General features: G+C 63.4%; 14 protein-coding genes. 9 read left to right on the top strand and 5 right to left on the bottom strand.

Annotation, left to right across the window (positions count from 1 at the left end; translation table 11 throughout):
- Nucleotides 1-65: 65 nt before the first annotated feature.
- The 4 genes from F3J45_RS07765 to phhA all read right to left on the bottom strand — a co-directional run bounded on the left by F3J45_RS07765 (nt 66) and on the right by phhA (nt 7,271).
- Entirely contained in the window at nt 66-1,262 is a 1,197-nt protein-coding gene (locus tag F3J45_RS07765) for an MFS transporter (protein WP_167059843.1), read from the bottom strand.
- A 92-nt stretch (nt 1,263-1,354) separates the two neighbouring features.
- Nucleotides 1,355-5,542, bottom strand: a complete 4,188-nt coding sequence (locus F3J45_RS07770; RefSeq protein WP_167059846.1) for a deaminase domain-containing protein — start codon at nt 5,540-5,542, stop codon at nt 1,355-1,357.
- 545 nt (nt 5,543-6,087) lie between these two features.
- Nucleotides 6,088-6,444, bottom strand: coding sequence for a 4a-hydroxytetrahydrobiopterin dehydratase (locus F3J45_RS07775; protein ID WP_167059849.1), 357 nt, complete (start codon nt 6,442-6,444; stop codon nt 6,088-6,090).
- Between the two features lie 38 nt (nt 6,445-6,482).
- Nucleotides 6,483-7,271, bottom strand: a complete 789-nt coding sequence (phhA, locus tag F3J45_RS07780) for a phenylalanine 4-monooxygenase (RefSeq protein WP_167059852.1) — start codon at nt 7,269-7,271, stop codon at nt 6,483-6,485.
- A 255-nt stretch (nt 7,272-7,526) separates the two neighbouring features.
- On the opposite strand from phhA, the gene F3J45_RS07785 reads away from it, so the two are divergent.
- Nucleotides 7,527-9,086 carry a sigma-54-dependent transcriptional regulator gene (locus F3J45_RS07785; RefSeq protein ID WP_167059855.1) on the top strand — a complete coding sequence of 520 codons (1,560 nt, stop codon included), beginning with the start codon at nt 7,527-7,529 and terminating at the stop codon, nt 9,084-9,086.
- A 139-nt stretch (nt 9,087-9,225) separates the two neighbouring features.
- On the opposite strand, the gene F3J45_RS07790 is transcribed toward F3J45_RS07785, so the two are convergent.
- Nucleotides 9,226-9,480 carry a DUF2790 domain-containing protein gene (locus F3J45_RS07790; protein WP_167059858.1) on the bottom strand — a complete coding sequence of 85 codons (255 nt, stop codon included), beginning with the start codon at nt 9,478-9,480 and terminating at the stop codon, nt 9,226-9,228.
- Between the two features lie 419 nt (nt 9,481-9,899).
- On the opposite strand from F3J45_RS07790, the gene acs reads away from it, so the two are divergent.
- From acs to aruF, 8 genes are all read left to right on the top strand, one after another.
- The gene (gene acs / locus F3J45_RS07795) at nt 9,900-11,861 is read left to right on the top strand and encodes an acetate--CoA ligase (RefSeq protein ID WP_167059861.1); all 1,962 of its coding nucleotides are present in this window, start codon (nt 9,900-9,902) and stop codon (nt 11,859-11,861) included.
- A gap of 544 nt (nt 11,862-12,405) precedes the next feature.
- Entirely contained in the window at nt 12,406-13,191 is a 786-nt protein-coding gene (locus tag F3J45_RS07800) for an ABC transporter substrate-binding protein (RefSeq protein WP_167059864.1), read from the top strand.
- Between the two features lie 91 nt (nt 13,192-13,282).
- Nucleotides 13,283-13,972 carry an ABC transporter permease gene (locus F3J45_RS07805; protein WP_167059867.1) on the top strand — a complete coding sequence of 230 codons (690 nt, stop codon included), beginning with the start codon at nt 13,283-13,285 and terminating at the stop codon, nt 13,970-13,972.
- Nucleotides 13,969-14,667 carry an ABC transporter permease gene (locus tag F3J45_RS07810; protein WP_167059870.1) on the top strand — a complete coding sequence of 233 codons (699 nt, stop codon included), beginning with the start codon at nt 13,969-13,971 and terminating at the stop codon, nt 14,665-14,667. The genes F3J45_RS07805 and F3J45_RS07810 overlap by 4 nt, the downstream gene beginning before the upstream one ends.
- Before the next feature lie 22 nt (nt 14,668-14,689).
- Complete coding sequence (locus F3J45_RS07815; protein WP_167059874.1) at nt 14,690-15,454, top strand: ABC transporter ATP-binding protein; 765 nt, start codon at nt 14,690-14,692, stop codon at nt 15,452-15,454.
- Between the two features lie 101 nt (nt 15,455-15,555).
- Nucleotides 15,556-16,536: a transcriptional regulator ArgR gene (gene argR / locus F3J45_RS07820; protein ID WP_167059877.1), complete on the top strand. Its 981-nt coding sequence runs from the start codon at nt 15,556-15,558 to the stop codon at nt 16,534-16,536.
- A 343-nt stretch (nt 16,537-16,879) separates the two neighbouring features.
- Entirely contained in the window at nt 16,880-18,100 is a 1,221-nt protein-coding gene (locus F3J45_RS07825; protein WP_167059880.1) for an aspartate aminotransferase family protein, read from the top strand.
- 138 nt (nt 18,101-18,238) lie between these two features.
- Nucleotides 18,239-19,258 carry an arginine/ornithine succinyltransferase subunit alpha gene (gene aruF / locus F3J45_RS07830; protein ID WP_167059883.1) on the top strand — a complete coding sequence of 340 codons (1,020 nt, stop codon included), beginning with the start codon at nt 18,239-18,241 and terminating at the stop codon, nt 19,256-19,258.
- Nucleotides 19,259-19,307: the final 49 nt, after the last annotated feature.

A 19,307-nucleotide genomic window follows, 5' to 3' on the forward strand; every position in this document is an offset into this window, starting at 1 on the left:
CCAGGGTTACGCAGTCCCCCGTAGGAGCGAGCAACGCTCGCGATGAGGCCGGTGCAGCCCCCGCATCATTCGGTTGGCCTGCGCCGGTGCTTAGCCTGCCGATACAGGTACAGGCTCAACCCCAACCCACAACACGCCGCCGCTGCCGCGAACAGAAATATCGAGGCAAACCCAAACCCCGATGCCACCGCCCCCACCAGCGGCCCGGTGATCCCCAGCGACAAGTCGATGAACAGCGAGTATGCCCCCACCGCCGCCCCGCGGTTGGCCGCCGATACCTGGTTCACCGCCTCCACCCCCAGCGCCGGGAACACCAACGAGAACCCGAACCCGCTCAGCGCCGCGCCCGCCAGGGCCAGTTCGGCATTGGGCGCCAGCCACAGCATCAGCAGCCCCACGGTTTCCACCGACAGGCAGGCAATCGCCACGCGGAACCCGCCAATGCGGTTTATCAGGTTGCCGAACAACAGCCGCGCGCAAATGAAACTGGCGCCGAACAGGCTCAGGGTCAGCGCTGCGTTGGCCCAGCCGCGGCTGGCGTAGTACAGGGTGATGAAGGTGGCGATGGTGCCGAAGCCGATGGAGCCCAGGGCCAGCCCCGACCCGTGCGGGAACACCTTGCCCAATACCTGCATGAACGGCAGGCGCTTGCCGCTGACGATGGGCGCCGCCCGTTTCGGCCAGGCCAGCAGCAACCCCAGGCCACACAGCGCCAGGATGCTCACGCCCATGCTCCACAGCCCCAGGCCCTTGACCATCAGCACTCCCAGCGGGGCGCCGATGGCCAGTGCGCCGTAGCTGGCGATGCCGTTCCAGGAGATGACCTTGGCCGTGTGCTCGGCGCCGACCCGGCCGATGCCCCAGCCGATCGAGCCAGAGCCGACCAGGCTCTCGGCACTGCCCAGCACCAGCCGGCCGACCAGCAAGCAGGCCAGGCTGACCCAGGGCAGGTGGGTGAGGAAGGCGCAGGCCAGCATGAACACGCCGCTCAGGCCGCAGCCGAGCAGGCCATACATCACCGCCTTCTTGCTGCCGAGGTTGTCGATGATGCGGCTGGCAGTGGGGCGGCTGAGCAGGGTGGCCAGGTACTGCACGCTGATCACCAGCCCCGCGATCACGGCACTGAAGCCCAGGTCGTTGTGCACGTAGCCGGGCAGTACGGCCAGGGGAATGCCGATGTTCAGGTAGCCGATGAAGGTGAACAGGACGATGGAGACGACTTGCCCGGTGATGGCAAGGTTGGTGGGCGTGCGTGCTGGCATTGCGGGGTCCATTGCTGCGGTAAGGCTGGCGGTAAGAGCCGCCATCTTAACCACAGCATGGCCGTTTGCGGGTGAAGCTTTTCAGCAATGGCTCAATCCGGATATTCGATCATCCAGGTCACACTGAAGCTGGCGTGTGGGTAATCCAGCCGCAAGCGCGGCAGGACGAAGCCCCCACACGAGCGGCAGGCATCGAGCAGGGTGAATACCTCGATGCGCTGCACCTCGTCGCGGCGCTCAAGCAGGCTGCGGTTCAGCGCGGCCGCGATATGCCGCTCGGCATCGAGGTGGCGCTGGTGGTGGCGTATCGACAGGAAGTCCGCACGGCGCAGGGTGGTCAGCTCGCTGAACCGAGGGTCTGATGGCAGCCCGTGGTTCTGCTGGCGTGCATCGATATAGCGCACGGCGCCAGCGGCGCTGGCCTGGGGCGCAATCTCCAATGCGCGCCTGCCAGGGGTGCCGGACAAGGCGAAGAACACCACGCGGCTCTGGTCCTTCAGGGTGACGCTGGCGAAGGCCAGGTTGGCGGGATAAAGATGCTGGCGCAGGGCCTGAAGGGCGCCGTCATCGAGTCGCTCCAGCCCGGCCATGGGGGTGTAGGCCGAGTGGCTGCCTTGGGCCGGTAGCAAGTGGTCGAGAATATCCAGTACTCGCTGGCGCCTTGGGGCGCTGGCGTCGTTGAATTGCCACCAGTCGGGGATGATCTCCTTGTTCAAGCCAATGGCGCCCCGCTTGGCAAGCCCGGCCAGGGCGTCCTGGGCCGAGTTCTGGGTCAGGATGTTGGCTGCGTAATCCGGGATCAGTTCGTCCTGCACGGAGTCGAAAAACGCTTGGTACTCCGAGGGTAGGTAGGGGGCGAATGCCCGCCGCTGGGCGATCCAGTCGCGCAGCAACTGGGCCAGGTTGTCGATATCGCGCTGCAAGTCAGGGTGCTCGGCCACGATGCGGTAGGTTTCGCTGATCTCCAGGTATTTCTCGATGGCGTGCTCGTCGGTAATCCTCTGCAGCCTGCGGCGAAGCGCCCGGGGTGGTTGTGGCAGCCTGTGCGGCTGTGCCGGGGCGTCCAGCAAGCGCATTTGCCACGCCCAGGGCTGGTAAGGCGCGCCATAGAACACCCCCAGGTCGGCCTCGACCACCAGCCACTGCTCATCTTGCCAATCGATCAACGCACCGCGCAGGGTGCGGCGATCCGGGATGGTGCGTGCCAGCCCGCCGAGGCGCACTGGCGGGCAGTGCTCGGTGACTGTCCTGACGTACTCGGCTGGCATGTCTAGCGGTAGGCCGAAGCGCAGTTCAGGTGACGGATCGACCACGATGCGCCGGTGATAAACAGGGGGAGAGAGAATGCCCAGGCGCAACTGGCCTTGCTCGGCTGGCAAAGGCCTCACGCCTTTGGGTGTCCTGGGTGCGTGAACCACCACCTTGCCTTCGCGCACCATGACCTGCGCCCAGATATCGAAACGGGTGTTCTGTGGCCTGTAGCGCATCGGAGCGGGTTCGATCCGAACGGTCTGGAAGGCGTAACTGACTTTTTGCCCGGACCGCGGAGTACCAGCATCATGGGGGGGCGGGGAAAAATTCAAGGCGATCTGTGCTTCCAGGTTGGGGTAGGGCACTGGCACCTCGGTGGGGGGGTGGCCCAGCAGCGGCTCATGGGCCAGGCGGCGTGCCAGCCCGGTGCTGTTCGCAGGCGGGAGGCGATAGGCCGCGCCCTGCACGATCATGTCCAGAGTATGGTCGTCACGGGGAATCAGCGTGGCTGACCCAGGCAGGTTCCAGGCCGCTGATGCTTCATTGCCGGGTATCCGTTCGAGCAGCAGGGCATCGGGCGTCTGGCCCGGCAGTGCCTTGCGCTGCACCGTCAGTTCCCCGGCCTGTGGCGTCACTTGGGCCAATTCAGGTGCGCTGTGCCAGCGCCTGGGGCTTGTGGGCGGCGCGTTGAAACTCGTCGGTACCGGTACATTGCTCCAGCGCCGGGCGGCGCGAATGGCACTCAGGCGCGAGCTGGCGGCGCTTTGGCCGAGGATGCCAGGCAGCCTGGCCAATGCCTTGAACTGGCGCCCGCCCAGCGAAATGACCGACCCTTTCAAAGTGGCGATATCCATGATGCACGCTGCGGCATCGATTTCACTGTCTGGCGCTATGCAGTCAAGGCCGGGAATCAGGTTGGCGAACACGCGCTGCAGGTAGCGCCAGAGGCTGACCGACTGGCGTTCGGCGAGGAATTGCTCATGCGGGGTGGCACCTTTGCCCAGGGCATGCAGCAGCTCGCGGTTGCCCAGGGCGATGGCGCTGGCGTAAAGCCGGGCAAGGGCGCCAAGGCGGTCTTGCGTGGGGGCTTCGCCAATGGGCTGCAGGCGGGGAAAGTCTGCGGCCAGCCAGGGCAGTGCTGTTTGGTTGTATTCGCTGTAGCGCAGTGTCAGGCGCTCGGCCAGGCCCTGTGGCGAGGTATCGGTAACGGTGTGGGTTCGCCATGCCATGCGCTCCGGGAACAGCTCGTAGAGCGTGTCGCCGGCATGGATTACCAAGCCTTGGGTGGCCGTCTGTTGCTGCCAGTCGGCTTCGGGGCTGGCGCCATAGTCCGGTCGCCCTTGCCGGCCGATGTAGACGGGCCAGGTTACCGCGTAGGCTGTCCAGGCGGTATCGCCCAGTTGTTCGTGCAGGTCTTGCGGCAGGTGGCTCAGGCAGCGCTGCAGGGTGGTTTGGTAGACGGTGATGGCGCGTGCTTCCCAGGTGCTGAATGCCGACTCGTACCAGGCGCTTGGGTCTGGCAGCCGGTCGATGTGAGCGTAGCCGGCGCCGTGGTCGAGGTACCTGAGCAGGTGCAGCTGGTTGTCCACATCGCGAGAGTCGGGGTCGATGCGGACCTGGAGCAGTTGGCGGCGGGCCTCTTCGAAGCGGTCGGGCAGGTCGTCCAGGCTCGCCACATCCCTGATTGCCAGGTAGCGGTGCAGGGCCAGTTGCCATTGCTGGTCCGACCAGGGCGGGGACTGCTCGAACCCGCCACGCAGCGGCGCCCATACGCCAAGGGCCTGGCGCAGCGCCTGCTCGGGAACCGGGTCATCGGTTGCGGGTAGTGAGTACAGCACTTGCTCTGCGTTGTCGAAGGTCATTGGCTGCTGGCGCGCCTGCACAATCAGCGCACCCTGGTGGATTGCCATCCAGCGCAGGTCGGGTTCGAGGGTGAAGTCGGCTGGGCAATCAGCCAGCAGCAGCTCGGGGGCGAAACGGCGCATCAGCAGCTCGCCGGCCAGTGCCGCCAACGCGGGGGTGCAATCGAGGCTGGCCTGGAGGCTGTTGAGCAGGTCGAGGCGGATGTCCTCGATCGCCAAGCCGGCATGCTCGGGGCTGAACAGGTCGAAGTCCTTGATGAACCCTGGCTGGCGCGTTTCGGGCGGGTAGAGCACATCGATCAACGCCTGTTCGGCCAGGGCAAGCACGTCCGACCCGGCCGCCCATTCTGCGGCGTCGGCCAATTGCCTGGCCCATTGGCTGAACTCAGCCCCCTGCAGCAGGGCATCGAGCGCCTGGGCCGCTGGCGCGTTCAACGCCGCGCCCGGCAGCAACACCTTGCCGTGCTGGTTGGGCGTCGCGCCTGCCTGAAGTTCCCGCGTGGTCGGCCGGCGATAGCGCGTGCCTTGTGCGTAGGCATCTGCGCCCAGGGTGTTGAACAGCCGCACGGCCTGGTGTTCGCCGTGGGCGGCAGGCAAAAGGTGGGCGACCAGCGTTGGCAGTGCCAGGTAGTCGTCCAGTGCCAGGGGGGAGGCCGGTGCCCGGGGTGGCAGCTCGACCAGGGGCAGGCGCGGGTACAGCAATATGGCAGCGGCCAGGAAGCAGTCGCGGCGGCTCGCGCAGGCCTGGCGGGCCCAGAGTGACTGGGCAAGGCTGCAGCTGGCATAGGGCTGGGTGAGGGTGGGGCCTTCGGCCAGCCCTGCGATCAATGTGCTGTCGGTAGCGGCGATGACGGTACTGGCCAGCTTGGCGTGCAGGCGTGCCACCAGTTCTGGGGGCGCCAGGCTATCGACGGGGCGCTGCAGAATACGGTTGAAATGCTCGCGCGCCGCTTCGCTGGCAAAGGCGTCAGTCAGTTGCTGGCGCAGGGTGTGATCGCGCAGGTCGGTGGGGAACAAGACGCCCAAACCCAGCGCTTGGTCAAAATGCCGGCTGAGCGAGGTTTGCAGGGTTAGCGGGCCGGACACTGCGCTATGCAGGCGCACGCTTTCGATGTCCAGGGCCTTTATTCGGGCCAACAGTGGGGTGGGGTCGGTGCTGGGTGACATGGCTCAACCTCTCGATGTGTGGAGGCATGAGTCTGTCGAGGGCTGAGCCGCGCAGGTGGTAGCAGGTTGTTGCGCAGGCGCTGATCGGGACGGTGTGAAAACGCGAGGACGGCGGTGGCCCGCAGGTCAGCCGTTTTCACACAGTCGCAGGGATTGCGCAGTTATTCCTGGTCAGCGCTGGATTGATCGTCGCCATCCTCGACGCCAGGCGTCGGTTCGGAGTGGGCAGCAACGGTTGGCTCTTCTGGGTTCAGGCTTGGGAAGGGAAGATTCGGGATTTCATGCATCTCGTCGTTCCTCGCAAGTGTGAGTGAAAAGTCTGCGCCAGGCGCGTTCGGGGCTTCGAAAAGCTCGGGCAGGATACACAAGTCTGGATGACAGTTTGTATTTTTTCCCGGTCGCCTGTCGGTTTTGCGGGCGGATACCGGACGCATAGAGGCACCGCATGTGCGGTGCATCGCGAGCTTTGCTCGCTCCTACGAAAGGGTCGCACACCCCCGGTAGGAGCGAGCACAGCTCGCGATGCGTGCGCTCAGACAATGCAGTTACTTGCGCCCTTCAGCGCCCTCGGCCACTTTGTCGGTACGTGCGCACATGATGAAATCGTTGCGGTGCAGGCCCTTGATCGAGTGGCTCCACCAGGTCACGGTGACCTTGCCCCATTCGGTCAGCAAGCCGGGGTGATGGCCTTCGGCCTCGGCGATTTCACCGATGGCATTGGTGAATGCCAGGGCGTGCTTGAAGTTCTTGAACAGGAACACGCGCTCAAGCTCCATATGGCCGTCGCGGACTTCGATGTTCCAGTCCGGAATTTCGCGGATCAGCTCGGCCAGTTCATCGTCGGTGACTTTCGGCGCGTCGGCGCGGCAGGCTTCGCAGTGGGCTTGGTTCAAGGCATTCATGGTGGGTTTTTCCGTTCGAGTTGTTATCGGCAAGGTGCTCAGGCAGCGGCCTTGGGTGGAAATTTCGGTGCGTGCAGCCCCAGCTGCATGGCCTGGTGGACCATGGCCATGATGTCTTCGTGGGCCAGGTCGAACAGGCGCTTCATGTTCGGCAGCACGAAGTACACCGGCTGCAGGATATCGATGCGGTACGGCGTGCGCATGGCCTCGACCGGGTCGAAGGCCTGGTGCTCAGGCGCGGCCGACAGGCTGTAGACGGTTTCCTTCGGCGAGGAGAGGATGCCGCCGCCGTAGATCTTGCGCCCCTGGGCGGTTTCCATCAGGCCGAACTCGATGGTCATCCAGTACAGACGCGCCAGGTACACCCGTTGTTCCTTGGTCGCGGCCAGGCCGAGCTTGCCATAGGTGTGGGTGAATTCGGCGAAGAACGGGTTGGTCAGCAGTGGGCAGTGGCCGAAGATCTCGTGGAAGATGTCCGGTTCCTGCAAGTAGTCCAGTTCTTCTGGGGTGCGGATGAACGTCGCGACCGGGAAGCGCTTGCTGGCGAGCAGTTCGAAGAAGGTTTGGAAGGGGATCAGCGCCGGCACCCGGGCGACTTGCCAGCCCGTGGTCGCGCCCAGCACCTTGTTCACCTCGCCCAGCTGCGGGATGCGGTCATGGGGCAGCTTGAGCTGGTCGATGCCGTCGAGGTATTCCTGGCACGCACGGCCTTCGATGACCTTCAGTTGGCGGGTAATCAGCGTGTTCCACACCGCATGCTCTTGCTGCGGGTAGTCGATAAAACCATGCGCATCGGGCTCGCGTGCCACGTACTGCGTCTGTTTCATGTGGCTCTCCTGGTGAGGGCTTTCTTGTTATGTCCACGACATGCATCAGAAATAGCCCTTCACGGGAGCATTTGCACAGGGGGTGATAGGGTAGCCGGGTGCTTGATTTCGGTATTTTTGTAACGATAATTTTACAAAAGCGGCCGAGTATCGGAAAATTCGCCTCGTCAGGCGGGCAGAACCTGTGTTTTTGTCAGCTTATCTTTACGACTTTTCTGCGGGCAGTTGAAAAACTTCGCCGCTTCGAGAGCTTCCATGCGCATCAAAGTGCACTGCCAGAACCGCATCGGCATTCTTCGCGACATCCTCAACCTGCTGGTGGAGTACGGCATCAACGTGCTGCGCGGCGAAGTCGGCGGCGACCATGGCAACGCCATCTACCTGCACTGCCCGAACCTGATCAACCTGCAGTTCCAGGCGCTGCGGCCCAAGTTCGAGGCGATTGCCGGGGTGTTTGGCGTCAAGCGGGTAGGGCTGATGCCCAGCGAACGCCGGCACATGGAACTGAACGCCTTGCTCGGCGCACTGGACTTTCCGGTGCTGTCGATCGACATGGGCGGCAGCATCGTTGCCGCCAACCGCACTGCTGCGCAGCTGCTCGGGGTGCGGGTGGATGAAGTGCCGGGCATGCCGCTGGCGCGTTACGTGGAAGACTTCGACCTGCCGGAGCTGGTGCGGGCCAACAAGTCGCGCATCAACGGCCTGCGCATCAAGGTCAAGGGCGATGTGTTCCTGGCCGACATCGCGCCCTTGCAGTCCGAGCATGACGACAGCGAAGCCCTGGCCGGCGCCGTACTGACCCTGCACCGCGCCGACCGTATCGGTGAGCGTATCTACAACGTGCGCAAGCAGGAGCTGCGCGGCTTCGACAGCATCTTCCAAAGCTCGCGGGTGATGGCTGCGGTGGTGCGCGAGGCACGGCGGATGGCGCCGCTGGATGCGCCCTTGCTGATCGAGGGCGAGACTGGCACCGGCAAGGAGCTGTTGGCCCGTGCCTGCCACCTGGCCAGCCCCCGTGGCCAGGCGCCGCTGATGGCGCTCAATTGCGCCGGCCTGCCGGAGTCGATGGCGGAAACCGAACTGTTCGGCTATGGCCCCGGTGCATTCGAGGGAGCGCGTGCCGAGGGCAAGCTGGGGCTGCTGGAGCTGACTGCCGGCGGCACGCTGTTCCTCGACGGCGTAGGGGAGATGAGCCCGCGCCTACAGGTGAAATTGCTGCGCTTCCTGCAGGATGGGTGCTTTCGCCGTGTAGGCAGCGATGAAGAGGTGTACCTGGATGTGCGGGTGATCTGCGCCACCCAGGTGGACCTGTCCGAGCTCTGCGCCCGTGGCGAGTTTCGCCAGGACCTGTACCACCGGCTCAACGTGCTGTCGTTGCACATACCGCCGCTGCGTGAGTGCATGGACGGCCTTGAAGGCCTGGTGCAGCACTTTCTTGACCAGGCCAGCCGGCAAATCGGCTGCGCCCTGCCGCGCCTGGCGCCGGCGGCGATGGACAAACTTGGCCACTACCATTGGCCGGGTAATGTACGGCAACTGGAAAACGTATTGTTCCAGGCCGTTTCTTTATGTGAAGGCGGGGTGGTGAAAAGCGAACATATACGCCTGCCGGATTATGGCGTGCGGCAACCGTTGGGCGAGTTTTCCCTGGACGGCGACTTGGCGCAGATTGTTGGGCGTTTTGAAAAGGCGGTGTTGGAAAGCCTGATGGGCGAGTTTCCAAGTAGCCGGGCCTTGGGGAAAAGATTAGGGGTTTCGCATACTACCATTGCCAACAAGTTGCGGGATTATTCCCTGGGTAAGTCGGCGGATTAAGTAAGGTTGTTTTTAAATTGTTAGTTGGGTGTGAACTTCTTCGCGGGGCAAGCCCGCTCCTACAGGTGCAGCGCGACGCCATTGCGTAGGGGCGGGCTTGCCATTGCGAATGGGGCCATGGGGGCCCCGTTCACTGGGCTCAACCGTTGGAGCAGCCGTTCCCCATCACGCGGTATTCGAGAATGTGCTTCTGACCCTTGGAGTCTTCATAGGTCATGCGCGCTGGCACCACTTCGCAGACATTGGGCACTTCGCTCATGGAAATGACGCGGGCGATGTCCAGGTGCTGCGAGTAACTGTACTGTTCAACCGGAATCTGCTCGACATCGTTTGCCTCGGCGGCCATGGCCGCGCTGCAAAGACCGCCAAGTACCAATACCAGTAAAGCTTTCATTTTCTATTTACCTGTCTAAGGTCGTGAGGGGGCACGCGGCGCTTGTGGCGCCGCGGGTACAGCTTCAGTTCAACTAGCGAAATAAGAGGGGGATTAACGTTTGCCTTCGTGGGGGCTGTTTCCAGTGGTTAATCGCCTTGCCGTTGCTGGCGAGGTGAATCTTATGCCTGGGCAACTAAAGGAAACAGACTGCGTTTTGATAAAGTTTTTTCGCCTTTTGCCAGAATCTGTAACAATCCCCCGGCAAAATCCCCTGCCTTTTTCCTTCGCCACGCCGCCGGCTGCGGGTTAGAGCCTTTGCCGTGCGTTGCGTGAAGATTTGCCCCGCGCGCTACTACCATCGTCGAATGGCTTTTGCCGCTCTGGTACAGTTACAAACGGTTCCATACAAAAACAACTATTACACCGAGGTAACACAGATGAGTGCGGCTCCACTGTATCCCGTTCGTCCCGAGGTTGCGGCCACTACCCTGACCGACGAGGCCACCTACAAGGCCATGTACCAGCAATCGGTGATCAACCCGGACGGCTTCTGGCGCGAGCAGGCCCAGCGCATCGACTGGATCAAGCCATTCACCAAGGTCAAGCAGACGTCCTTCGACGACCACCACGTCGACATCAAGTGGTTCGCGGACGGCACCCTGAACGTGTCCTCCAACTGCCTGGACCGTCACCTGGAAGAACGTGGCGACCAGCTGGCCATCATCTGGGAAGGCGATGACCCTTCCGAACACCGCAATATCACCTACCGCGAGCTGCACGAGCAGGTTTGCAAGTTCGCCAACGCCCTGCGTGGCCAGGACGTGCACCGTGGCGACGTGGTCACCATCTACATGCCGATGATTCCCGAAGCCGTGGTGGCCATGCTGGCCTGCGCGCGCATCGGCGCGATCCATTCGGTGGTGTTCGGCGGCTTCTCGCCCGAAGCCCTGGCCGGGCGCATCATCGACTGCAAGTCCAAGGTGGTGATCACCGCCGACGAGGGCGTGCGAGGCGGGCGCCGTACCCCGCTGAAGGCCAACGTCGACCTGGCGCTGACCAACCCGGAAACCAACAGCGTGCAGAAGATCATCGTGTGCAAGCGCACCGGTGGCGACATCGCCTGGCACCAGCACCGCGACATCTGGTACGAAGACCTGATGAAGGTTGCTTCCAGCCACTGCGCGCCGAAGGAAATGGGCGCCGAAGAGGCGCTGTTCATCCTTTATACCTCCGGCTCCACCGGCAAGCCCAAGGGCGTGCTGCACACCACCGGCGGCTACCTGGTGTACGCCGCGCTGACCCATGAGCGCGTCTTCGACTACCGCCCGGGCGAGGTGTACTGGTGCACCGCCGACGTTGGTTGGGTCACCGGCCACAGCTACATCGTCTACGGCCCGCTGGCCAATGGCGCCACCACCGTGCTGTTCGAAGGCGTGCCGAACTACCCGGACATCACCCGTGTGTCGAAAATCGTCGACAAGCACAAGGTCAATATCCTCTATACCGCGCCCACTGCCATCCGCGCGATGATGGCCGAAGGCCAAGCTGCCGTCGCAGGCGCCGACGGTTCCAGCCTGCGCCTGCTGGGTTCGGTGGGCGAGCCGATCAACCCGGAGGCGTGGAACTGGTACTACAAGACCGTGGGCAAGGAGCGCTGCCCGATCGTCGACACCTGGTGGCAGACCGAAACCGGCGGCATCCTGATCAGCCCGCTGCCGGGCGCCACCGGGCTCAAGCCAGGCTCGGCGACCCGCCCGTTCTTCGGCGTGGTGCCTGCGCTGGTGGACAACCTGGGTAACCTGATCGAAGGCGCCGCCGAGGGTAACCTGGTGATCCTCGACTCCTGGCCAGGCCAGTCGCGTTCGCTGTACGGCGACCACGACCGTTTCGTCGACACCTACTTCAAGACCTTCCGTGGCATGTACTTCACCGGCGACGGTGCGCGCCGCGACGAAGACGGCTACTACTGGATCACTGGCCGTGTGGATGACGTGCTGAACGTGTCGGGCCACCGCATGGGGACCGCCGAGATCGAGAGCGCCATGGTCGCCCACGCGAAGGTGGCCGAGGCGGCCGTGGTGGGTGTGCCGCACGACATCAAGGGGCAGGGTATCTATGTGTACGTCACCCTCAATGCCGGCACCGAGCCGAGCGAGCAACTGCGCCTTGAGTTGAAGAACTGGGTGCGCAAGGAGATCGGCCCGATTGCCTCGCCGGATGTGATTCAGTGGGCGCCGGGGCTGCCGAAAACCCGCTCGGGCAAGATCATGCGGCGCATCCTGCGCAAGATCGCCACGGCCGAGTACGATGCATTGGGTGATATCTCGACCCTGGCCGACCCAGGGGTGGTGCAGCACCTGATCGATACCCACAAGGCGATGCACCTGGCTTCGGCCTGATCGCTGCACAAATGAGCGCCGCGTGCGGCGCATCGCGAGCGTTGCTCGCTCCTACCGGGATTGTGCAGGGCTGGTAGAAGCGAGCGTTGCTCGCGATGCGTCATACGCGGCGCTCGGCTGTTACCCGACATTCATCGGTAACTGTTCTGTCACCGATTACGCACAAGGTCGGGGCGCAGGGAAACAGTTCTGCGCCATTGCAGTGCGATTTTTCACCTTTTCTTGTAAGGCGGCACGCTACACTTGCCGGATTACAAGGCTTTGCCAATAATAGGCCCGCTAATTGCTAGGTCTATAGGTTATTTCCCTTGAGCTCTTGCATGTTTTGCAAAAGCTGTCAACATCGCCCGCCGCGATTTCAAGCGCTTCTGTAAGTAGTTGTCGCTTTGAAGAAATATCGACTACCGGGCTGTCGTTAAAATGCCACTCACTCGCTCGTGGTCTGCGACCTTGGTCGAACCTGCGCGGCTCGCGTTGTACCCATTCGCATATCGGGCAGCTGTTACCCCTGCCTCGTATTGCCCCGTACCGATGGAGTTACCTGATGAAGAAGCTCGCACTGCTTGGCGCCCTGGCGCTTTCCGTGTTTTCCCTGGTATCCCAGGCCGATGAAAAGCCGTTGAAAATCGGCATCGAAGCCGCTTACCCACCCTTCGCCTTCAAGCAGCCGGACGGCAGCATCGCCGGTTTCGACTACGACATCGGCAATGCCCTGTGTGAAGAGATGAAGGCCAAGTGTACCTGGGTGGAGCAGGAGTTCGACGGCCTGATCCCGGCACTGAAAGTGCGCAAGATCGACGCCATCCTGTCGTCCATGTCGATCACCGACGACCGCAAGAAGTCGGTCGACTTCACCAAGCGCTACTACCTGACCCCGGCGCGCCTGGTGATGAAGGAAGGTACCGCCGTCAGCGCAAGCCTCGACGAGCTCAAGGGCAAGAAGATCGGTGTGCAGCGCGGTTCGATCCACGACCGTTTCGCCAAGGAAGTGCTGGCACCTAAAGGCGCCACCGTCGTTCCCTACGGCACCCAGAACGAAATCTACCTGGATGTCGCCGCCGGCCGCCTGGACGGCACCGTGGCCGACGCCACCCTGCTCGAAGACGGTTTCCTGAAAACCGACGCCGGCAAGGGCTTCGCCTTCGTTGGCCCATCGTTCACCGACGTGAAGTACTTCGGTGACGGCGTTGGCATTGCCGTGCGCAAGGGCGACGACGCCAACCGCGAGCGCATCAACAAGGCCATCGACGCCATCCGCGCCAACGGCAAGTACAAAGAAATCGAGAAGAAGTACTTCAACTTCGACATCTACGGTCCAGACTCGAACTAAGACGTCGAGTTTCACCTGTGCAATGGTGCAAACAGCAGAAGCTCTGAGGTTTGCACCATTTTTCATTCCCAAGCCCTGAGGAATCCCAATCATGTTGAAAGGCTATGGGGCAGTCATCCTCGACGGGGCGTGGCTGACGCTGCAGCTCGCCCTGTCGTCGATGGCCCTGGCCATTGTCCTCGGCCTGATCGGCGTGGCGCTGCGCTTGTCGCCGGTGCGCTGGCTGGCCTGGCTGGGGGATCTGTATTCCACGGTGATTCGTGGCATCCCCGACCTGGTCCTGATCCTGCTGATCTTCTACGGCGGCCAGGACCTCATCAACCGGGTGGCACCGCTGCTCGGCTATGACGACTACATCGACCTGAACCCGCTGGTGGCCGGTATCGGCACGCTGGGCTTCATTTTCGGCGCGTACCTGTCGGAAACCTTCCGCGGTGCGTTCCTCGGTATTCCCAAGGGCCAGGCCGAAGCCGGCGTGGCCTATGGCATGAGCGCGCGCCAGGTGTTTTTCCGCATCCAGGTGCCGCAGATGATTCGCCTGGCCATCCCGGGTTTCACCAACAACTGGCTGGTGTTGACCAAGGCCACGGCACTGATTTCGGTGGTCGGCCTGCAGGACATGATGTTCAAGGCCAAGCAGGCCGCCGACGCCACCCGCGAACCCTTCACCTTCTTCCTGGCAGTGGCCGCGCTGTACCTGGTGCTGACCAGTATCTCGCTGCTGGCGCTGAAGTATCTGGAACGCCGCTACTCGGTGGGCGTCAAGGTGGCTGAACTATGATCTTCGACTACAACGTCGTCTGGCAGGCCATGCCGCTGTACCTTGGCGGCCTGCTGACCACCCTCAAGCTGCTGGCGCTGTCGCTGCTGTTCGGCCTGCTGGCGGCCATTCCGCTGGGCCTGATGCGCGTGTCCAAGCGGCCGCTGGTGAACGTGTCGGCGTGGCTCTACACCTACGTCATCCGCGGCACGCCGATGCTGGTGCAGCTGTTCCTGATCTACTACGGCCTGGCCCAGTTCGAGGTGGTGCGCGAAAGTATCTTCTGGCCGTGGCTGTCCAGCGCAACCTTCTGCGCCTGCCTGGCCTTTGCCATCAACACCAGTGCCTACACCGCGGAAATCATCGCCGGCAGCCTCAAGGCCACGCCCCATGGCGAGATCGAGGCGGCCAAGGCCATGGGCATGTCGCGCATGAAGATGTACCGCCGCATCCTGTTGCCGTCGGCCTTGCGCCGGGCACTGCCGCAGTACAGCAACGAAGTGATCATGATGCTGCAGACCACCAGCCTGGCGTCGATCGTCACCTTGATCGACATCACCGGTGCCGCACGCACGGTCAACGCCCAGTACTACCTGCCTTTCGAGGCCTATATCACGGCGGGCGTGTTCTACCTGTGCCTGACCTTCATCCTCGTGCGCCTGTTCAAGATGGCCGAACGCCGCTGGCTCGGCTACCTGGCGCCGCGCAAGCACTGAACGCTCTGTGAGAACCGACAGCATGTACAAACTCGAAGTCCAAGACCTGCACAAGCGCTATGGCAGCCATGAAGTGCTCAAGGGCGTGTCCCTGGCGGCCAAGGCGGGCGATGTGATCAGCATCATCGGCTCCAGCGGTTCGGGCAAGTCGACCTTCCTGCGCTGCATCAACCTGCTGGAGCAGCCGCACGCAGGCAAGATTCTGCTCAACAATGAAGAGCTCAAGTTGCTGCCTGGCAAGGACGGTGCGCTCAAGGCGGCTGACCCGCGCCAACTGCAACGCATGCGTTCGCGCCTGTCGATGGTGTTCCAGCACTTCAACCTGTGGTCGCACATGACGGCGCTGGAAAACATCATCGAGGCACCGGTGCATGTGCTGGGCGTCAACAAGAAGGAAGCCCTGGAAAAGGCCGAGCATTACCTGAACAAGGTGGGCGTGGCGCACCGCAAGGATGCCTTCCCTGGCCATATGTCGGGCGGCGAGCAACAACGTGTGGCAATTGCCCGGGCCCTGGCCATGGAGCCAGAGGTTATGCTGTTCGACGAACCGACGTCGGCATTGGACCCGGAGCTGGTGGGTGATGTGCTCAAGGTCATGCAGGCCTTGGCTCAGGAAGGCCGGACCATGGTCGTGGTAACCCACGAAATGGGCTTTGCCCGTGAAGTGTCGAACCAGCTGGTGTTCCTGCACAAGGGCCTGGTGGAGGAAACCGGCTGCCCGCGTGAGGTGCTGGCCAACCCGCAATCGGAACGGCTCAAGCAGTTCCTTTCCGGCAGCCTGAAGTAAAAGGCTGCACCTTCGCACCAAAGTAGGGCATGCTGCGCAGCGAGCGCCGCATGCCCTGGCGCCACAGACTCGAACGATCCCAAGGTTTCGGACCGCACCCTATGACCACCCAGCGAATCGGTTTTCTCATCTGGCCAAGCACCAAGCCTTTGACCCTGGCGCTGGCGGAGGAAGTGTTGCAGGTGGCCCAGCACGTGCATCCCGAGGTGGCCTACGAGCTGGCTTTCCTGCAGGCAGAGCCGGCCGAGGAGGGCGCCTGGCGCCTGCCGGGCGAGCCGTGGAGCGGGCGCCTGGAAGGGTGCCACAAGCTGTTTCTGCTGGCCGACGACCTGCCCCAGGCGGTGGGCTCGTCGCTGGCGGCGGCGCTCAAGCAGCTGGCGCGCAGCGGTTGCATGATCGGTGGGCTGTCCGCCGGCGTGTATCCCTTGGCCATGCTCGGCCTGCTCGATGGCTACCGCGCGGCGGTGCACTGGCGTTGGCAGGACGACTTCGCCGAGCGCTTCCCCAAGGTGATCGCCACCAGCCACCTGTTCGACTGGGACCGTGATCGCCTCACCGCGTGTGGCGGCATGGCCGTCACCGACCTGTTGCTGGCGGTGCTGGCCCGTGACCATGGGGCGGAACTGGCCGGTGCGGTGTCCGAGGAGCTGGTGGTCGAGCGGATTCGCGAAGGGGGCGAGCGTCAGCGCATTCCGTTGCAGAACCGGCTGGGCTCCAGCCATCCGAAGCTGACCCAGGCGGTGCTGTTGATGGAAGCCAACATCGAGGAGCCGCTGACCACCGACGAGATCGCCCAGCATGTGTGCGTATCGCGCCGGCAACTGGAGCGTATCTTCAAGCAGTACCTGAACCGCGTGCCGAGCCAGTATTACCTGGAGCTGCGGCTGAACAAGGCGCGGCAGATGCTGATGCAGACCAGCAAGTCGATCATCCAGATCGGCTTGTCGTGCGGGTTCTCCTCTGGGCCGCATTTTTCCAGTGCCTACCGCAACTTCTTCGGCGCCACGCCGCGGGAAGACCGCAACCAGCGGCGCAGCAGCAGCCCGTTCGAGTTGAGCTCGGCGCCGGCTGAGAAGGGCTGAGATTCTGTTGGGGCCGGGGTGTATGCCTTGGGATTGATGGTGGTGCGGATACCGAGCGCCGCCCGCGCGGCGCTCGATCTCCCAGGCGACACAAAAATATCGACATACCCCCGCGTCTAACCAATCCCCCTCAATCCTTGTGCACACCCGTTCACCCAGCCCCCTCTCTCCCGTACACTGCGCGATTGCGACAGTGTTTGTCGCATTGCCGAAAGCCTTGGTAAAACTGGGTTTTGCGCTGTAACAAGTTGTCGCTTGGCCGCAAGGACAGGCGTGGATCAGTCCTTACAATCCCCCCATCGCTCGCCATTTCCAGGCCAGCGTTCCTCTTCAGGAGACTCAGATGTCCGTTGAGCAAGCCCCGGTGCAACGTGCCGATTTCGACCAGGTCATGGTCCCCAACTATTCTCCGGCGGCCTTCATTCCTGTGCGAGGCGAGGGCTCCCGCGTTTGGGACCAGTCCGGTCGCGAACTCATCGACTTTGCCGGCGGCATCGCGGTGAACGCCCTGGGCCATTGCCACCCGGCGCTGGTCAAGGCCCTGACCGAACAGGCCAACACCCTCTGGCACGTGTCCAACGTCTTCACCAACGAGCCGGCCCTGCGCCTGGCCCACAAGCTGGTTGACGCCACCTTTGCCGACCGCGCGTTCTTCTGCAACTCCGGCGCCGAGTCCAACGAGGCCGCCTTCAAGCTGGCCCGCCGCGTTGCCCACGACCGCTTCGGCCCCGAGAAGCATGAAATCATCGCCACCGTGAACAGCTTCCACGGCCGTACCCTGTTCACCGTCAGCGTCGGTGGCCAGCCGAAGTATTCCGACGGCTTCGGCCCGAAGATCACCGGCATCAGCCACGTGCCGTACAACGACCTGGAAGCGCTGAAGGCGCAGATTTCCGACAAGACCTGCGCCGTGGTGATCGAGCCGATCCAGGGCGAGAGCGGTGTGGTGCCGGCCGACAAGGCCTACCTGGAAGGCGCGCGCAAGCTGTGTGACGCGCACAACGCCCTGCTGATCTTCGATGAAGTGCAAACCGGCGTTGGCCGTACCGGCTCGCTGTACGCCTACCAGCACTTCGGCGTAACCCCCGACATCCTCACCAGCGCCAAGAGCCTGGGCGGCGGCTTCCCGATCGGCGCCATGCTGACCACCAGCGAGCTGGCCAAGCACCTGGCAGTCGGCACCCACGGCACCACCTACGGTGGCAACCCACTGGGCTGCGCCGTTGCCTGCGCGGTGCTGGATGTGGTCAACACGCCAGAAACCCTGGCCGGTATCAAGGCCAAGCACGAGCGCTTCAAAACCCGCCTGGAAAAGATCGGCCAGCAATATGGCCTGTTCACCCAGGTGCGTGGCGTCGGCCTGCTGATCGGCTGTGTGCTGAGCGACGCCTGGCATGGCAAGGCCAAGGACGTGCTCAATGCTGCTGAAAAAGAAGGTGTGATGGTGCTGCAGGCTGGCCCCGATGTGGTCCGCTTCGCCCCAAGCCTGGTGGTGGAAGACGCCGACATCGACGAAGGCCTGAACCGCTTCGAGCGCGCCGTGGCGCAACTGACCCAGGCCTGATTTGCCTGCGGTCCCTTCACCGGCCGCGCCTGGACAAGGCGCGCGGCCGGTGAACCCCGAATTCCAGTGCGGGCGCCAGCGTGCCCGCCGTTTTTCCGTGCCGTCACGAATGGCCCGTTTTTCCAAAGGAGTGACACCATGCTGGTGATGCGCCCCGCGCAAATGGCTGACCTGAACGAAGTGCAGCGCATGGCTGCCGACAGCCCCGTTGGTGTCACCTCGCTGCCGGACGATGCCGCCCGCCTGGGCGACAAGATTGCCGCCTCGGAAACCTCCTTCGCCGCCGAAGTCAGCTTCAATGGCGAAGAGAGCTACTTCTTCGTGCTGGAGGACAGCGACACCGGCAAGCTCGTTGGCTGCTCGGCCATTGTCGCCTCGGCCGGCTATTCCGAGCCGTTCTACAGCTTTCGCAATGAAACCTTCGTGCACGCCTCGCGCGAGCTGAAGATCCACAACAAAATCCACGTGCTGTCGCTGTGCCATGACCTCACCGGCAACAGCCTGCTCACCAGCTTCTATGTGCTGCCGGAGCTGGTCAACAGCGGCTGGGCCGAGCTCAACTCGCGTGGGCGCCTGCTGTTCATGGCCGCGCACCCCGAGCGCTTTGCCGATTCGGTGGTGACCGAAATCGTCGGCTTCAGCGACGAGCAGGGCGAGTCGCCGTTCTGGGATGCCATCGGCCGCAACTTCTTCGACCTCAACTACGCCGATGCCGAGCGCCTGTGCGGGCTCAAGAGCCGCACCTTCCTTGCCGAGCTGATGCCGCATTACCCGATCTACGTGCCCCTGCTGCCCGACGAGGCCCAGGAGGCCATGGGCCAGGTGCACCCGCGAGCGCAAATCACGTTCGACATCCTGATGCGCGAAGGCTTCGAGACCGAGCACTACATCGACATCTTCGATGGCGGGCCAACCCTGCATGCCCGTGCCTCGGGCATTCGCTCGATTGCCCAGAGCCGCGTGGTGCCGGTGAAAGTGGACGACACCCCGGTCAAGGGCGGGCGCCCGTACCTGGTGTGCAACGGCCAGTTGCAGGATTACCGCGCCGTGCTGCTGGAGTTGGACTGGGTGCCGGGCAAGCCGGTCATCCTGAGCAGCCAGGCGGCCGATGCCCTGGGGGTTGGCGAAGGCGCCAGCGTGCGCCTGGTCGCTGCCTGAGCCGCGCCGCGCCAGGAACAGCGCTTGGCGAGTATAGAGAGTCATGCGG

It is taken from the genome of Pantoea sp. Ap-967 (assembly GCF_011752565.1).
Taxonomy (GTDB): Bacteria; Pseudomonadota; Gammaproteobacteria; order Pseudomonadales; family Pseudomonadaceae; genus Aquipseudomonas.